Here is a 17,714-nt window from a genome sequence, read left to right as displayed (position 1 = left end):
AGATGCTAAAAAAATGGATGAAAATCGGTCTCATCACTGTGATGACAAACATCACCTTTGGAGCTGCACTGGCTGAAGCAGCAGGGGTTTTGACAATCGGTCGGCGGGAGGATTCTTCGACCTTCGATCCTATCAAGACGGCCCAAAACATTGACAACTGGGTGTTCTCGAATGTCTACGACGTACTTGTGCGGGTTGATAAGACGGGAACAAAGCTCGAGCCGGGCCTTGCCGAAAGCTGGTCCGTTTCCGATGACGGTCTGACTTATACCTTCAAGCTAAGGGATGCTAAATTTTCGGACGGATCGCCCATCACAGCTGAAGATGCCGCATTCTCAATCTTGCGTATCCGCGACAACCCGGCATCGCTATGGAGCGATTCCTATAAAGTGGTCGACACCGCTGGCGCATCAGATCCACGCACTCTGGTCGTCAAGCTGAAGACACCGTCAGCACCCTTCCTTTCGACACTTGCCTTGCCAAATGTTTCTGTTCTTTCCAAAAAGGCGTTGGAAGAGATGGGCGAAGATGCCTTCGCGGAGAAGCCTGTCGCGTCAGGTGCTTTTGTCGTGGACGAATGGCGCCGTGGCGATCGCGTGATTCTTAAAAGAAACCCGAATTTTTGGGAGGCTGATCGGGTCAAACTCGACGGCGTCGAATGGATTTCAGTTCCCGACGATAATACGCGCATGCTGAACGTCCAAGCGGGCCAGCTTGATGCAGCAATTTTCGTGCCGTTTTCACGTGTCGCTGAGTTGAAAAAAGATCCCAATCTGAAAGTTCACGAAGATACCTCTACACGTGAGGATCATCTTCTAATCAATCATGAGCGTGGAGCGCTTGCGAAGAAGGCAGTGCGACAAGCGCTTGATATGGCCATAGACAAACAGTCTATTGTCGACACAGTCACCTTTGGTATTGGTCAGGTCGCAAATTCTTACATTCCAAAGGGCGCGCTTTATCACTATGCAGACAACCTCAAGCGGCCCTATGACCCGGAGAAGGCAAAGCAGATGCTCGCAGATGCTGGTGCGTCTGATTTGACACTCAACTATATCGTCAATGCTGGCAATGAAACCGATGAGCAAATTGCTGTTCTTCTGCAGCAGCAGCTTCAAAAGGCTGGTGTAACTGTGAACTTGCAGAAAGTTGATCCGAGCCAGAGCTGGGATATGCTTATCGCGGGCGATTATGATATCTCCGTCATGTACTGGACCAATGACGTCTTAGACCCTGATCAAAAGACTACGTTTGTTCTGGGCCATGACACGAACATGAATTACATGACACGCTACAATAATGAGAAGGTTAAAGAACTTGTTGCGGCTGCGCGCCTAGAGCTTGATCCCAAGAAACGCGAGGAGATGTACATCGATCTCCAAAAAATGGCCAAAGATGACGTGAACTGGATTGATCTTTATTATAGCCCTTACATCAATGTAACTGGCAAAAATATCGAGAATTTTTATCAGAACCCTCTCGGTCGTTTCTTTCTGGAGGATACGATAAAGAATTAGGCCCAACAAACGAGATTTCTGCGACTTTTTCCGTCACGGCTTCACGTGCCGGAAACCTACAAACGCTCCGTGCGTAAAGTCACGCAACAGCATCCCGGCGCAACTGCGCGGGGATGCTGTTTGAATGATGCTCATACACCTTTATTAAATAGAGCCTTGACGGCGAAACGTGGCGCCATCGTTCGACCCTGCTACGGTGAGGGCAATCTATTTTTGGATTCTGCTCGCGGATCCGGGGGCTTCCTCGGCCGTTATCGATCGCTGTTTTGCGCCGACAGGCTTTTCGACAGGTGATCGTTTGCATTAGAGACAGTCTTCAGCTCAACACACTCCACTCCTAACTCTTCGCTTAACAAGACGTTTGGCGGGTTGCAGGAAGTTAATCGTGACGACCTTATCCCCGTTCATCGTCAGCGGAACGATTTTGATCGGCCTTTTCCACAGCATCTGACCATGAAGTAACCGTTACGCCGCTCCCCGGATGGTTGAACGGATTGGACGATAGTTTAACATGATTCTAATATACGACGGCCCTTTTGCGATGGGCTGCTGAATGATATGGGTTTCAGATGCTGCGTGGGGAGTGTCGGGTTGAAACGAATTGATTAACGCGCCATTCAACATTGACCGATCTTCGGCGCTCTCAATGGACTTTTTTGTAAAAAGTTATCCCTTTTACAAGCGAGAGTGCCCGCGCTAACAAGTTTCTATCGTGCGCAGAGGCTGTTAAAGTTACCCTCGTCGCTTCTTTGGATGTGATAGGAAGGAGACTTACCTAAAATTTCCGCTCGTGGTTTTAGTTGTCCCCGCATCCATGTTGCCTTCTCGTGAGCTCGATCCCTTCATGGCTTTTTCCTGGGACAGCGCTCAGAGCCACAAAGTTGAACTCTCAAGCAAAGAAGCTCCAGAAAAGCCTCGGCGCAGAGAGTTAGATCCAGACAATAGAGATATAATGCACAAGTGGTACGGGCAAAAATTACTTCATCACGGCTTGCGAGCGCTTGGTGTCGGACTAAAATAGCGCTGAGGTATGAATCGTGGCAAAGGTGGATGATAGCCAGTATCATCAACCTAATCTTATGGGAGCGAGTGGCCGACCACGAAATAAGCCCTATCGCCGGGCAATGGTGCCTAATGAATTGCTCCGCTTCAATTTAAGAAAAATAACGAATTGGGCATATTATTACAGAGGCTTAACGCCAAACCAGTTCTTTCAACCATGCGTGTTATACCATTCATTTGGTGCCCACAAATTCTTTTGCCAAAGCCGCGCTCATCTCGCCAACTCCGGCAAATCGCTGTTTTGAATTTCTGTAAACACGTGCTCAGTTATGTCAAGTCGGAGTTCATCTCGTACAAAGACCAATCATTCTTCTTCGCTATTTATCAAGCAAGTGCTGCACTCAAATCGTAGGAGTGTCTGTTTAACTCTCGCAAATCGAGTTGGCTTTCAACGTGATCGAGATGGTGTGCCATAAGATCGACGGCGTTCGCCAAATCTTTGTTCACTATTGCATCCACGATCAACGCATGTTCGTCGGGACCACAATTGAAGTAATCTTCATTGCGATAGACTGCCGTAATCAACGATGTGCGGGAGACGAGATCACGCATCATCGTGAACAGGAAATCGGAGGATGCAAGCTCTGCCAGAAGGAGATGAAAACCGCCGGATAGCTTAATGATGTCGGTCGGAATATTACTCAGATTAGCTATTCTCTCCTTGGCGACATGGTCGCTGAGCCGTTTCAAATCAGTTCGCGTTGCGGACCGGCACAAGCGTTCGACGACACAGCGTTCGACCGTGCGGCGTACAAAGAACACGTCTCTGGCTTCCGCGACCGTCGGCTTGCAAACAAATGCTCCCCGATTGGGCACAATATCGACAAGTCCCTCCCGCGTAAGGGCAGCGAGTGCTTGCCGGATCCGCGCGCGGCTTACCCCGAAGATCTCTGCCATTTGCTCTTCTTTAAGCTGTACGCCCGGACGCAGACGGCGCTCAGCGATTGACAACCATACCTTTTCGACAATTTGTTGTGTCGATACACCCTTGGGCTCTACCATGAGCATCCCTCCCCTTCTTTGCCAACACGCTCAGTGCACGATTGGAAGTCAACTATCCGAGGCGCACAAAGAAAACAATATTGTCAACAATACACTGAGTGTCAGGCTATCTGGGGGACAATCTTGGTTGCAACCGCGCTTTTGATCCGCGGATAGTCGTAGCTGTTGATTTTCGACGTGGAATAACCTGCCCCGACCAGCGCTTCTGCCATTTTTACTGCGGCAGTCACTCCATCGATCACCGGAACTCCGGTTGCCTCTTTGAGACGCTCACACAATGACGACATTCCCGCACAACCCAGAACGATTGCTTCCGCCCCATCTTCAGCTTTTGCACTTTCGATTTCCCTGATCAACAGCTGCTCGGCGTTATAGGCGTCTTCCTCAAGAGCCAATACTGGCAGGTCGATGGCGCGGACCTTGCGGCAATACCGATCTGCACCATAGTCACTCACAAGATCCTCTATGATCGCCACCGAGCGAGGCAATGTTGTAATCACTGAAAAGCGACGGCTGATTGTCATCGCCACTTGTATCGCGGCCTGACAAATACCGATTACAGGACCTGTGGCCACTTCGCGAGCTGCATGCAAACCCGGATCGTCAAAGCAGGCTATAACATAGGCATCTGCACCCAGAAGCTCACCATTACGGATTTCCGCTAACATTCCCGGCAACGCCATCGCTTCATCCGCGCCGCCCTCGATACTGACCGGAGTGTCGAGGGGGTTCGTCGCGGAAATCTGCGTCTGTTCGTGCTTGACCAACAAAGCGCTTTCGAGAGCCTGTGCTGTCATCGTGGACGTTGAATTAGGATTTATGAGATAAATATGCATCTTCGAATTCTCTGTTGCCAGGCTGTAAGCCTACTGTTTCGGCCTCTTGAAATCGCCGATCGGCGGTGCTTTCAAAACGAATTGACGGTCGGATGCCACATAATTGTCGGCGTGAAGCCGGGCTATAGGCTGATAAAACTCCGGATCCACGTAATGCCCCCCAGCATCCAGACAATTGCGGTGAACATGCATTTGCACAACCTCTCCCAGGACCAGAGTTCGACGCGGATAATCTATTAACCTTTCGACCCGGCACTCGAAAACACAGGGCGCTTCCTCAGGATAGGCGACATCGATTTTGCGGCTAGCAACGGGTGTTAGTCCTGCAACTTCAAGCTCATCTACCTCACTGTCGAAACCAAGCCCGCATATCAGCATCTGTTGGGATAGTGCCATATCAACCATGCTGATAGCGAACTCGCCGGACCGACGAATATTGATCATAGTGTCCTTCGGTTCACCCGTAACGCGTGGCTGAATCCCCAGAACGACAATCGCCGGGTCATGAGAAAACACGTTGAAAAAACTCATGGGCGCAGCGTTGTTGTGCCCAGCTTCTGAACGGGTCGTCACAAGCGCTATTGGACGCGGGCCGATAAAGTTGGTCAGCAGTCGATAGCGGCTTTGCGGTTCAATGGCTTCGAAATCAAATTCCATGAGTAGCCCAAATGTTGAATTATAGCCTACAATAATGTTTCATATTGTCGACAATACTGCAAGCAATTAAATCCCAGAGTTGACTTTTCCACGCGTATAGCGATTGTCTGCATCAACAAGGAGAATTACTTATGAACGCACCAACTGCACTGTCGGTGGAGCAGATAGTTGAACGGGTCTGGCTGTCGATTGCTGAAAGGCGATTGCGTCCCGGCGTTCAACTCAAAGAAGAGCAGTTGGCGTCGATTTTCAATGTTAGTCGCGCGCGTATCCGACAGGCGCTGACTGTGCTTGAACGAGACGGCTTGGTCACGATCATCCCCAACCGCGGTGCCTTCGTCAGCAAACCGTCCGTTGAAGAAGCCCGGGACGTATTCTTTGTTCGGCAAGCAGTCGAACGATGTATCGTGGAACGGCTTTGCTCGTCTAAATTGAAGGATAGCACAAAAAAACTTCGCGATCACGTCGATCAGGAGCGGGTTGCAAATGCTGAAGACAGTACCACAGATATCATAAAGCTCTCTGGCGGCTTTCATCTTTTGCTCGCGGAACTGACCGGATCCGATTTCCTCTTCACAACAATGCGGGATCTTATTGCCCGCAGCTCGCTGATCATGGCCGTATATCGCAATACCGCACGGTTTAATTGTGGACCTGACGAACATGCGGAGATCGTGGAGGCAATCTCGGCAAAGGACGTTCAGAAGGCCGTGCATCTTATGGCGCATCATCTTGAACATGTGGAGTCCGAACTTGACCTGAGTGAGATACGCGATCTCTCCCACGATCTACGAGCTGCATTGGCATAATTCGAAGGAAGTCGAAAAACGGCTCCCTTCGTGATTTTTGTCGTCAAACTTCCATTTCTACTAAATGGCAGGCAACACGCGTGCGATTCGGCAAGAGCTGCATCGCCGGCACTTCCTTTGAACACCGCCCGATCGCTAGAGGACAGCGTGGATGGAACGTGCAGCCTGATGGCGGCTTAAGGGGGCTTGGTACCTCACCAGTCGCCGGTTCTCTGTTGCGGTTAGGCGCTGTAATATTCGGGATCGTCTGCAACAAGAGCTGCGTGTATGGATGCCGCGGCTCGGCAAAGAGCTCTTCTGTATCGCCTTCCTCAACAATCCGCCCTAAATACATCACAGCGATGCGGTCCGACATATGGCGAACGACACTCATATCGTGGCTGATGAAGAGATAAGTCAGTCCCAATTCATCTTGTAGACGACGCATCAAATTGAGAACCTGCGCTTGAACAGAGACATCAAGCGCGGAGGTTGGTTCATCGCAGACAAGGAATTCCGGCTCACTTGCCAATGCCCGGGCGATGGAAATACGTTGGCGTTGCCCGCCCGAAAATTCGTGCGGGAACTTTTCACCGTCCGAAGGTGAAAGTCCGACTGTACGCAAAAGTTCTTCTACGCGTTCGGTCACCGCAGCTGCACTATCGCGCAACTTTAGCTCACGCAGGGGCTCCGCGATGATGTTCTTGACGCGCCAGCGTGGATTAAGCGAGGCGTAGGGATCTTGGAATATCATCTGCGCAGATAAAGGGGCGCCGCTCTTTCCTGGCGCAAAGCGCATTTCGCCACTTGTTGCATTATGCAAACCGGTAATCAATCGTGCGACCGTTGATTTACCACAGCCGCTTTCGCCCACAATGCTAAGGCAACCGCCCGACGGCACCGAAAAGCTAATATCGTTGACAGCCTGAAGATATTGTTTGGGTTTACGCTCGACAATGCGGTTCAACAAGGGAGCGGACACATCAAAAGTTTTTACCAGTCGATCAACGGTGAGAGCGGGGGCTCTGTCCAAAGGTTTTATCATGCGGTGCCTCCTGCGCTCAGCCAGCATGCACTAGCGACTTGATCTGAAAATGTTAGTTCCGGGCGTTCGCGTTGACAACGCGGACCCGCTGACTTGCAACGAGGGTTGAATGCGCAGCCATCAGGAATAGCATCAAGGCGAGGCATGGAACCATCGATCTGATTGAGCTTCTCTACACGCGCACCAAGCGAGGGAATTGAAGACATTAGGCCTTGCGTATAGGGGTGACGCGGGTGATGGAGAACCTGCTCCACCATACCGATTTCAATCAACCGCCCGGCATACATGACAGCTATCCTGTCAGCAGCCTCTGCGATGACACCCATATCGTGTGTCACCAACATTACGGCGGTCTGCTTCTCCTTGCAAAGCTTACGCAAGAGCGAAATGATCTGAGCTTGGATCGAGACGTCCAGCGCTGTGGTAGGTTCATCCGCGATAACCAGCTTGGGAGACGCGGCAAGGGCAAGTGCGATCACCACGCGCTGACGCATACCACCGGAAAACTGGTGTGGGTATTGGCTAACGCGTTCTTCCGGTGAAGGAATTCCCACATCACGCAACAGCTCAACTGCGCGGGCTTTCGCCTCTGCCTTTCCGAGACCGAGATGACGACGGATGGTTTCAACAAGCTGTGCTCCAACCGTAAAGAGGGGGTTGAGCGAGGTGAGAGGGTCTTGGAAGATGGCACCAATTTCGCGGCCACGAATTTTTTCCATCGCGCGATCATCAAGTGTATCAATGCGTTGCTTGCCAAGCCAGACTTCACCCCCTGCGATATGTCCTGGCTGTTCGAGCAGCCCCTGTATCGCGAGACCGGTCATAGACTTTCCTGCACCCGATTCACCGACGACGCCTAGAATTTCACCGGGCCGGATCGACAAGCTAACATCGGAAAGCGCTGTAACGGTGCCACGCCGTCCTGGGAAGTCCACACGGAGGTTACGGACTTCAATGACTGGTTCCTGTATGTCACCCATTTGCGCCTCCCTCTGTCGGACCCTCAATTGGGTAGCTTGGCGGAAATATTTCTTCTACCGTTGGATTATTCCAGCTCCGCTCCGGGTATTTGGCTATAAGCCCGTCATATTGGATTTGCGCCTGATCTCGTGCTTTTTGCATGTCGAATCCTGCCAACTGACGGTCCAGCATGGAAAGACGCCCGTCGACAAAAACTGCCTTTGTGATTTTCCCCGAGCCACCAGTAACGATCGTTGTGATTGGATCAATGGAGGGGGCCATGAACGTGTCGTCGAGGCAGAAAACGGCAATATCCGCACGCGCGCCCGCAGACAAATGCCCAAGATCAGACCGTCCGAGCGCCTTTGCGCCACCCATCGTCGCAGCGTCATAAAGATCTGCGGCACGCAAACGCTCTGGAGAACCATCTGCGACACGACCTGTGATAAGACCTGCAAGCAGGTTCATCAGCATATCTGGGGGCGTGGTATCAGTACCCATTGCAATATTGATCCCGCGCTTTCGGCAATCGGAGAACGATTTTAAGATCGAGCCGCCGCGGCCAGACACCAGCGGACAATGAACGATGGAGACACCATTTTCGGCGTAAAGACCGAGATCTTCATCGGTGGCGTTGGTGGCGTGTGGAGCAATCAGGCGTTCACTCAAAAAGCCATTCTTTGCCAGCCAAACCGGCGCGGTCGAACCGTGCAACATACGCACCGTATCCACCTCCATCGCGCCTTGCGCCATATGAAGGCGGAATTTACAGCCCAGATCACGGGCTGCAGCATCGGTGCGCTGGATGAGCCCGAGCGTTGACGTTTCCACCCGATCGGGCGCGAGCATACCACGCACGAGGTCGCCATGGCGTCCATTCTGGCGTTGGATGAAAGCAATTGCGTCGTTGAGCCCTCGGTAGCCGCGTTCCTCGTCAAATACGGGAACTATTTTGCCTGGTGCTTCCAGGACCATTCCACCAGAGCGGTAGGCTGGACTTAGATAGACGCGCAAACCCAGCTCGCCCGCAGCGTCCGCGGCGGCATCAAACTCGGCGACCGTTTCGCCCCATTCACGGTAGAACAACGAGGCAATTGGCGCGGCAGTGGTGATGCCGTTGAGCAAAAGCTGGCCGAACGCGAACCGCTTTTGAAAGGCCAACTCCTCGGAAGTGTACATTTCATGAGGTCCAGCAGCCACGTAAGAACGCGGCCACACCCGACCCTTCGCCCAACCTGGATGATGATCGATGCCAAGGATCGTTGTATCGAGATCTGATAGCGCATCAAGATCAATCAAACCAGGACTGATCAATGCGTTTCCAAAATCAACACGGCGGGCTACGTCACCTGCAAATTTGTGTCCTACAAACACAATTTCGCTATTTTCGAAGACCACCTCACCGTTTTTCAACAGCCGGTGCCCTCCATCCTTGTGTCCAACAACCCAGCTCGCGGTAACAAGAGTGCGCCCTTGAGGGCGACCGCCCAGCAGAAGAGTATCCAGTGATTGGCTCATTATGGAATCTCCACCACTGAAACGCCCTGTCGGGCGGTAATTCGACCCCCTTTGACCACCAGCGGCCTTGGAGCGATATCCACGACTGCATGCGCCAGCGTCTCACCCGTTAAGAGTGTGAAATCCGCATTGCAGCCAACATCGAGTCCGTAATTTTCAAGTCGCATGACATCTGCACCGCCCTGAGAGACGATGTGCAAGAGATGCTCCAAATCGTGATCTGAGCGAACACCGTTTTTCATACCGATGACTTTTGCACGGTCCAGCATGTCTGGTTGACCCCATGGCCCCCAGGTGTCACGAATGCCATCACACCCGCCCCCAATACGCACACCTGCTTCTTTGAGCCGCTTGATCGACGGCACAGTCGCAGAAGGCGCGCCGGTTGTCAGTATCGCGACATCAAGGGTGGCAATTTGTTCAATGAGTTGACCGACACGAAGATAGTCGTTCATTCCGAGCGCGAAGGCATGGCTGATAGCAACTTTGCCTTCCATGCCATTCGCACGGATTCGCTCAAAGATAAGCTCCATGGTGAAGGCACCAAGGTCACCCGTTTCATGCAGATGAATATCAATCGGTACCCCATATTTGGTCGCAAGAGCGAACAGGATATCGAGTTGGCCCTTTGGATCTCGATCAATACCGCAAGGATCAATTCCGCCTAGCACTTCACATCCATGGCGAAGCGCCTCATCTAGGAGCTCTTTCGTGCCCGGCATGACCATAAGGCCCGACTGTGGGAAAGCGACGATCTCAATATCGATAACGCCCCGGAGCTTTTCGCGCGTTTCCCAAACACCTTCAACAAGTGAGAGGCCATGTATCGGATCGATATCCACGTGACTGCGGATATGCGTGCTGCCGTTTGCGACGAGACCGATCGCATGGCGCATTGATTGGCGATGTGGATCAAGTCCAATCTGCAGCCGGTTCTCACGTTCAAAATCAATCCGTTCGCGCAGGATCGCCGCGCGATTATTGACATGCCAAGGCATGCCCCATGTTGTTTTGTCGAGATGCGTATGCGCGTCAATCAAACCAGGTGCGACAATAGCGTTACCGCCGTCTTCGACGACCATGCTCGCTTCTGCATCGAATTGCCCGAAACCGGCAATTTTTCCGTCGCGGATCAGCATGTCACAGGTGTCGCCTGCCATTGGACGGATGTTTTTGAGCAAAAGATTGTTCATAAGTCTTACCTCAATTTCGGATTAAGTGCATCGCGAAGCCAATCGCCGAGCATATTGACGGCCACGACCAGCAAGCAAAGCTGAACGACGGGGAAAAGCACGATCCACCATGATCCAGAGAAAAGGAACTGATTGCCAATCCTGATCAGCGTGCCGAGCGACGGCTGGCTTGGCGGCATGCCGATACCGAGAAAGGACAGTGTCGCTTCCGTCAGAATAGCCATGCCAAAGTTGAGCGTTGCTGCAACCATGATGGGGGTCAGGGTATTGGGAAGGATATGCTTTGCCATGATGCGTCGGGCTGGTACACCGATCAATCGCGCCGCTGACACGTAATCCTTTCCTGTCTCTACAATTGCTTGTGCGCGCACAGTGCGGGCGTATTGCACCCATGCTGAGAGTGAGATGGCTAGAATAAGGACCGCAGACGCACCAATTTCACGCAAACTGACAGGAAGCATCTGACGCACAACCGTGGAAACCAAGATAGCTACGAGGATGGTCGGGATCGATAAGGTGATGTCGCCAAATCGCATCAACAGATTGTCGATGAAACCGCCAAAATAGCCCGACACAAGACCTGCGCTCATACCGATCACGAGCGAGAGAACAACGGATGCAATGCCGATCACGATAGAAATACGTGTGCCATAAAGGATGGCCGACAACATATCTCGACCCTGCGTATCAGTTCCCAGAAGGAATGGCCATTCACCGCCCTCCTCCCATACTGGAGGCAGTTCAGCCTTCCACATATCGAGAGCAGCGCCATCATAGGGGTTTTGTGGTGCGATGAGTGGTGCGAACACTGCAGTGAGGATCAAGATTGCCAGAAGCGCGGCACTGAACATGGCCGTCTTGCTATGGGTGAAGGACCACCAAAGATCGCTTTTACGGATGCGCTGAACAAGTGAGGGGCGCACAATCGAGGTGGATTGAGAGGCTTGGGTACTCATGGTTATGGATCCCCCTTAGATCAGCGAGCAGTGCGCAAACGCGGATCGATTACCGCGTAGGCAATGTCCACAAGCGTGTTGAGCACAACGAAGATGAAGGAAATAATGCACAGATAGGCCGCCATCACCGGAATATCGAGAAACGTGACTGCCTGGATGAACAACATGCCCATCCCCGGCCATTGGAACACGGTTTCAGTGATCAGCGCGAAAGCGATAAGTGAACCTATATTCATCGCTGTCATGGTGACTACAGGCATAAGGCAATTTCGAAGGGCATGCCTGAAATAGATGCGCCAGCGCGGTATACCCCGGGCGCGAGCAAATTTGACGTAATCAGACCGCAGCACTTCCAGCATTTCCGCCCGTACAAGCCGCATGACGAGCGTTACTTGATATAGAGATAGAGCGATTGACGGCAAAAGGATTGCGGCCCGGCCAGAAGACGTAAGAAGCCCTGTCGACCAGCCGCCAAGCTGGATGACGTCACCCCGCCCAAATGCTGGAAACCACCCAAGCGAGACCGAAAAGACGAGGATCAAGAGAATACCGACTACAAAGCTCGGTAACGAAACACCGACAATGGAGAGAAACTGCAGACCCTCCGTATACCACTTTCCGCGTTTGATCGCAGTCAGGACACCCAATGGCAAGCCGACAAGCAAAGAGATGAGGGTCGCAACCAGCACGAGCTCAAGCGTCGCAGGGAACCGCTCGGCGATGAGATTTAATACATCTTGGCCATTGCGATAGGAGATGCCAAAATTGCCTTGTGCCGCATTGACGACGAAACGGGTATATTGCGTCATAAGACCATCGTTAAGGCCAAGACGCTCACGCAGATTATCGCGGTCCGCCTGCGTCATCTGCTCGTTTGCCATCATCTCGACGGGGTCGCCAGCCAACCGAAAAATCAGAAAGGCAAGCAAAGCGACGGCCAACATCACCATGATAGCGTTTGCCAGGCGCTTAATGATAAAAACCAGCATTGAAATTCCTCAGTAACAAAAGGACACGTCGGGGGATGTTTTCACCCCCCGAGGCATTTGATTGATTTATTGGGCAAACTGCGTCAGCCAGTGACGCGGCTTATTGTCAGGCAGCTGTACGATCTTGTCGATCTTCCTCGACATGACCCACGCCATTGGTTGCTGGTGCAAGGGAAGCATTACGATTTCCTCTTTCACCATCGTTAGCGCTTGTGTCTGTAATTCTAAGCGCTTGGTGCGGTCCATTTCGGTGGATGCCTGCACGACAAGCTTGTCGATATCCGGGTAACTCCAGCCGCCCCAATTGAAGACGCCAGCATTGGCGGTCTTGGTCTGGATCATCTGGAGGAGGATAGAGTAGCTGTCCAGCATTGGCTCGGTGGCCCAGCCGATCAGATAGACGTCGGCTTTACCACCTGTGCGTTTGGGTGCCTGTGCTGCGGTCGGCGCAATATCGAGCTGTGGCTTAAAGCCGCCGCGGCTCAACATATTCACCATTCCCTGGCAAAGCTCCTCCTCGTTCACATAAGCATCGGTCGTGCAGACAAGGGTGAACGGAAAATCAGTGGCACCAGCGTCTGCGAGAAGTTTCTTGGAAAGTCCTGGATCGTACTTGAGTGTCGTGTCCAGGTCCGGGGTATATCCTGGAATTTCTGGCGCTACGATCGCACCTGCGGTGCGCGATTTACCACGCATGATACGCTTCTGAATGAGGTCTCGGTCAAGCGCATGGGCAAATGCCTGCCGCACTCGCAGATCATTGAATTTGTTCTCAGATCCGTCTGCCAGTTTGGCTTTTCGATTAAATCCCATCATCACAGTACGAAGGTCTGTGCGCTCCAACACGTTGAGGTCGGGCTGAGCCTGCAATCGCGGCAAATCCTGTGAGGGAGCATTTTCCGTGAAGTTGACTTCGCCTGAGAGCAATGCCGCAACGCGGGTTGCTGCTGAAGTGATTGGCGTGAACTCAATTCGATCAATGTTTGACTGGGATTTATCCCACCACTCCGTGTTCTTTACCAGAACGGTCTTAGAGTCGGGAACGCGACTTTCGAGCTTGAAGGGACCGGTGCCATTGGTGTTGTAAGTCGCGTAGCCCTCAATCTTCGCGCCAACATCTGTCGGTTTTTCAGAGTTGTTATTCTTCAACCAATCGGCATCGAAGATATGAATATTGGTCAAATCGTTAAGGAGCAGCGGATAGGGGCCGCTCAACTCGATGTCGACAGTATAATCGTCAATTTTTTTAGAGGATTTGTACGCTGGGAGATTTCCGCGCAATGGCGAAACCGGATCACTGACGCGCTTCAGAGAGGCAATGACGTCGTCCGCATTGAACGAAGCACCATCGTGGAACTTCACGTCTTTACGCAGATGAAAGCGCCATACCGTATCGGAGACATTCTCCCAAGAGGCGGCAAGCGCCGGCTCGATCTTCAGTTCGGCATCATAACGTACCAAACCCTCATAGACATGGTTAAGGAATGAAAGCGTGTAGCTGTCGCCGTATGAATATGGATCAAGCGAGTAGATATCGCGTGATGCCCCCCATTTCAGTGTTTCGGCTTGGCCTGACAAGGTAAGGCTCGCCAGTACCGTGGCCGCTAGGCCCAGTTTTTTAAACATAGATTTGCTCCGCTCATGGAAATTTGCGCCCCGTTTTCGGGGTCTGTTTTAATTCATCGACGGAAACCTCCCTCACGGCAGGTTAAGCCCTTTCGCCTTTCCGGCGTGCTGTGAGTTTCGTGTGGTTTCCTCCTTGTTGGGCGGCCCCAGCCTTTTCAGCTTGTTGGCCACTAAGAACAGTATGTCCAATCCCTAAAAGTTGTCAACGAGATTGTTGACAATATCAAAATATTTGCGCGCGAGACTTGTTGACAATATCCCTCAGAAAGACGCTATGAGTTTGTCTTCCAAAGCGGATAGCTAGAGGCAAATATCTGTTCTAGTGGTGGATGTTGCCAACTTCTGTCAGGGTATTTTGCGATAAGCCCGTCATATTGACGCTGGGCGCGTTCTCGAGCTGCCGCCATATCGATACCGGCAACCTTGCCATCTAGCATGGACAATCGTCCGTCGACGAACACCGCGCAGGTAACCTTGCCCGAACCACCGACCACAAGCGTCGTAATCGGGTCAATGCTAGGTGTCATATAGACATCATCGAGACGAAACACTGCGATATCTGCCTTAGAGCCCGTTGAAAGTTGTCCAATGTCGTTGCGCCCAAGCGCTTTAGCACCGCCGAGCGTCGCGGCATCGAATAGGTCTTTTGAAAATACCATGTCCGATGCTTTATCGCCGATACGGCACGCGATTAAACCGACCAGCATATTCATGAACATATCCGGTGGCGCCGTATCGGTGGCCATACCGATATTGATACCGAGTTTGCGACATGAGGAGAACGAATTCAGAATGCTACCCATGCGAGCAGACACCAGAGGTGAATGCGCAATCGAGACGCCGTGTTGGGCATAAAGTTTGAAATCTTGTGACGTGGCGTAAGTCCCGTGTGGAGCATACAATTTTTCGCTCATAAGGCCGTTGTCCGCAAGCCATTGCGGGCCCGAAACGCCATAAAGCCTATGCATTGTATCGAGTTCGAGCTTGCCTTGAGCCATATGCACCCTTACCCGGCAGTCGAGATCGTTTGCCGCCGCCATCGTTCGCTTTAACAAGCGCAATGTGCAGGTTTCGATACGGTCGGGAGCCAGCAATCCATTGACCAGTCCGCCATAGCGCCCATGATTGCGTTCAATGAAATCAATGGCGGAGGCGAGGCCCTGGAGCCCGCGCTCTTCATCAAAAATAGGCTCGATACGCCCCGGCTCTTCCAAAACCATGCCGCCCGAACGATATGCAGGACCGAGAAAAACGCGAAGACCCAGATCACGGGCCGCCTGAGCTGCCGCTTCAAATTCTCCAACGGTTTCTGCCCATTTGCGATAATAGAGAGACGCAATAGGTGCGGCCGATGTGATGCCATTGAGCAAAAGAAGGCCGAATCCGAAGCGCTTTTGGAATGCGAGCTCTTCTTCCGAATACATTTCGTATGGCCCGCGCTCTAAATATGAGCGGGGCCAGATCCGCCCCTTACGCCACCCAGGTTGATTGTCTTGCACGAGCAAATAGGTATCGAGATCAGACAATGCATCAAGGTCGACCAACCCAGGGCTGATCAACGCCGTTCCAAAATCGATGCGACGGGCTACTTCTCCCTCAAAATGAGGGCCACCATAGAGAACCCTGTCATTCTCGATCACAATTTCGCCGTTAGGAATCAACTGATGCCCGCCCTCATTGAAGGCAAGTACCCATTGTGCGGTTAGAAGCGTCAAACCTTGCGGCCGTTCGCCAAGAGCAAGGTGTCGAGAGATGGGCGTGGTAGAGCTGTCGATTTCCATTGCGCGATGATCCTGGTCTTGAAATTAAAAGAGCGTTTCATCGAAATGAAACGCTCCTTTCCGCAATCAAATATCAGCTACGGTGCGGTTTATTCCGCCATCATCGTGTGCCAGTGACGCGGCTTATTGTCGGCGCGGAAATCCACGCTCTTAACCTTATCAAGCATACCCCAGGCAATGGGCTGCTGATGGAGCGGGATCAAGATCGCTTTGTCTTTGGCAATTTTCAGCGCCTCTTCTTCCAGCGCCAGACGTTTTGCGGTGTCTGGTTCTTGCGCAGCCTTTTTCACCAATGTGTCAAGTTCTGGATAAGACCAGCCGCCATAGTTGGAAACACCGGTTGAGCCGCTCCGTGTCGACAAAACCTGAGAAAGCAGAGAATAAGCGTCAAGTGTCGGTTCATTGGCCCAGCTCAAATTGAACATATCGGCCTTACCGTTTGTGCGCTTTGGCTGCTGTACCGCACGAGGCCCCATATCGATGGTGGGTTCGAAACCTGCACGCTTGAGCATATTTGCGATGCCGGAGCAGATGTCTTCCTCATTAATGCTCTCATCATTCATGCACAGATAGGTGAATGCCAAGCCTTTCTGACCGGCTTCCTCCAAAAGCTTCTGAGCCGCTTTGGGATCAGCAGGTTGAAACACATCGAGTGTTTTGGCGTAACCCGCGATTTCTGGCGCTATCAACGAGCCTGAAGGACGAGCGAGAGCCCGCATGATTTTCTTGTTAATGAGATCACGATCGATACTCGCCTCGACTGCCTGGCGAACACGAACATCCAGGAATGGGTTCGGACGCCCATCGTCGAGCTTTTCCTTCCCATTGAAACCGATAAAGACCGTACGCAGCTCAGTCCGTTTGCTCACCTTAATACCCGCGGAGGATTCAAGTCGCGGCAAATCCTGAATGGGTGCTGAATCGACCAGGTCTATTTCGTTGGAAAGCAATGCTGCAACGCGCGTTGCGGCAGAAGAAATAGGAACATATTCAATGCGATCGAGGTTATGCTTTTTCTCATCCCACCACTGATCGTTGACGATGAGGACCGTTTTGGAATCTGGAACGCGGCTATCTAGCTTGAAGGGTCCGGTGCCATTGGTGTTGTGGGTCGCGTAATTTTCGGTTTTAGAAGCGATATCCGTCGGCTTTTCGGCATTATTGTCCTTGAGCCATTTCGCATTGAACATGAAGATATTAGTCATGTCATTGAGGAACAATGCAGTGGGTGCAGATACTTCAATATCGACCGTGAAGTCGTCCACTTTCTTCACGCCGACGTAGAGCGGAATGTTTCCGCGCAACGGCGAGGTCGGATCTGACACACGGTTCATCGATGCTACCACGTCATCAGCGGTAAAATCGGCACCGTTGTGGAACTTCACGCCCTTACGCAGGGTAAATCGCCAATATTTGTTGTCGACCAACTTCCATTCGGTTGCAAGCGCCGGTTCGATCTCGAAATTTGGGCCGTATCGGATCAACCCTTCGTAGATATGGTTGAGAAAAGCCAAGTTGGACGTCGAAGGAACAGAATCCGGGTCCAGGGAATATATGTCCGCTCTGCTACCCCAACGCAAAGTCGCAGCATCTGCAGATGAGACTGCAAGTGGCACTGCAATAGCCGCGGCGGTCAGCGCCGATACGAGGAACTTGTTTAGACGCGTCATGCTCTTCCCTTCATGAATAACGATAGGATCCGTTCTTTCGGATTTTGCCGTAGTATCATTAGCTGTTTCATTATTGTCAACGATATTGTTGGCAATTATGCTCTAGAACATCAA

General features: G+C 52.0%; 14 protein-coding genes. 2 read left to right on the top strand and 12 right to left on the bottom strand.

What is annotated here, in order from left to right:
* The first annotated feature begins 2 nt into the window (after positions 1 to 2).
* Positions 3 to 1,517 carry an ABC transporter substrate-binding protein gene (locus tag QSJ70_RS22660; RefSeq protein WP_502871712.1) on the top strand — a complete coding sequence of 505 codons (1,515 nt, stop codon included), beginning with the start codon at positions 3 to 5 and terminating at the stop codon, positions 1,515 to 1,517.
* A gap of 1,386 nt (positions 1,518 to 2,903) precedes the next feature.
* Here the strand turns inward: QSJ70_RS22660 and QSJ70_RS22655 are convergent.
* The 3 genes from QSJ70_RS22655 to QSJ70_RS22645 form a co-directional block, all read right to left on the bottom strand.
* On the bottom strand, positions 2,904 to 3,581 hold the full coding sequence (locus QSJ70_RS22655) for a GntR family transcriptional regulator (protein WP_285539865.1): 678 nt from the start codon (positions 3,579 to 3,581) through the stop codon (positions 2,904 to 2,906).
* A gap of 101 nt (positions 3,582 to 3,682) precedes the next feature.
* Positions 3,683 to 4,417 (bottom strand): aspartate/glutamate racemase family protein, encoded by a 735-nt coding sequence (locus QSJ70_RS22650; RefSeq protein ID WP_285539863.1) that lies wholly within the window; start codon positions 4,415 to 4,417, stop codon positions 3,683 to 3,685.
* 30 nt (positions 4,418 to 4,447) lie between these two features.
* Positions 4,448 to 5,074: a flavin reductase family protein gene (locus QSJ70_RS22645; protein ID WP_285539861.1), complete on the bottom strand. Its 627-nt coding sequence runs from the start codon at positions 5,072 to 5,074 to the stop codon at positions 4,448 to 4,450.
* 131 nt (positions 5,075 to 5,205) lie between these two features.
* On the opposite strand from QSJ70_RS22645, the gene QSJ70_RS22640 reads away from it, so the two are divergent.
* Positions 5,206 to 5,883 (top strand): GntR family transcriptional regulator, encoded by a 678-nt coding sequence (locus QSJ70_RS22640; RefSeq protein WP_285539858.1) that lies wholly within the window; start codon positions 5,206 to 5,208, stop codon positions 5,881 to 5,883.
* A gap of 43 nt (positions 5,884 to 5,926) precedes the next feature.
* Here the strand turns inward: QSJ70_RS22640 and QSJ70_RS22635 are convergent, their stop codons facing one another.
* The 9 genes from QSJ70_RS22635 to QSJ70_RS22595 form a co-directional block, all read right to left on the bottom strand.
* Entirely contained in the window at positions 5,927 to 6,907 is a 981-nt protein-coding gene (locus QSJ70_RS22635) for an ABC transporter ATP-binding protein (RefSeq protein ID WP_285539856.1), read from the bottom strand.
* A complete protein-coding gene (locus QSJ70_RS22630) occupies positions 6,904 to 7,887 on the bottom strand; it encodes an ABC transporter ATP-binding protein (RefSeq protein ID WP_285539854.1) in 984 nt (327 codons plus the stop codon). The genes QSJ70_RS22635 and QSJ70_RS22630 overlap by 4 nt, the downstream gene beginning before the upstream one ends.
* Positions 7,880 to 9,385: an amidohydrolase family protein gene (locus QSJ70_RS22625; protein ID WP_285539852.1), complete on the bottom strand. Its 1,506-nt coding sequence runs from the start codon at positions 9,383 to 9,385 to the stop codon at positions 7,880 to 7,882. Before QSJ70_RS22625 ends, QSJ70_RS22630 begins: the two co-directional genes overlap by 8 nt.
* The gene (locus QSJ70_RS22620; protein WP_285539850.1) at positions 9,385 to 10,578 is read right to left on the bottom strand and encodes an amidohydrolase family protein; all 1,194 of its coding nucleotides are present in this window, start codon (positions 10,576 to 10,578) and stop codon (positions 9,385 to 9,387) included. The genes QSJ70_RS22625 and QSJ70_RS22620 overlap by 1 nt, the downstream gene beginning before the upstream one ends.
* Before the next feature lie 5 nt (positions 10,579 to 10,583).
* Positions 10,584 to 11,534, bottom strand: a complete 951-nt coding sequence (locus QSJ70_RS22615; RefSeq protein WP_285539848.1) for an ABC transporter permease — start codon at positions 11,532 to 11,534, stop codon at positions 10,584 to 10,586.
* Between the two features lie 20 nt (positions 11,535 to 11,554).
* Positions 11,555 to 12,523: an ABC transporter permease gene (locus tag QSJ70_RS22610; protein ID WP_215781061.1), complete on the bottom strand. Its 969-nt coding sequence runs from the start codon at positions 12,521 to 12,523 to the stop codon at positions 11,555 to 11,557.
* A gap of 66 nt (positions 12,524 to 12,589) precedes the next feature.
* A complete protein-coding gene (locus QSJ70_RS22605; protein ID WP_285539846.1) occupies positions 12,590 to 14,149 on the bottom strand; it encodes an ABC transporter substrate-binding protein in 1,560 nt (519 codons plus the stop codon).
* Between the two features lie 272 nt (positions 14,150 to 14,421).
* On the bottom strand, positions 14,422 to 15,930 hold the full coding sequence (locus QSJ70_RS22600) for an amidohydrolase family protein (RefSeq protein WP_285539844.1): 1,509 nt from the start codon (positions 15,928 to 15,930) through the stop codon (positions 14,422 to 14,424).
* Between the two features lie 89 nt (positions 15,931 to 16,019).
* Entirely contained in the window at positions 16,020 to 17,600 is a 1,581-nt protein-coding gene (locus tag QSJ70_RS22595) for an ABC transporter substrate-binding protein (protein ID WP_285539841.1), read from the bottom strand.
* Between the last annotated feature and the right edge of the window lie 114 nt (positions 17,601 to 17,714).

The sequence above is a fragment of the Brucella sp. NBRC 12950 genome (assembly GCF_030268145.1).
In the GTDB taxonomy this organism is placed as follows: Bacteria; Pseudomonadota; Alphaproteobacteria; order Rhizobiales; family Rhizobiaceae; genus Brucella.
This window is presented reverse-complemented; position numbering and strand designations above follow the sequence as displayed.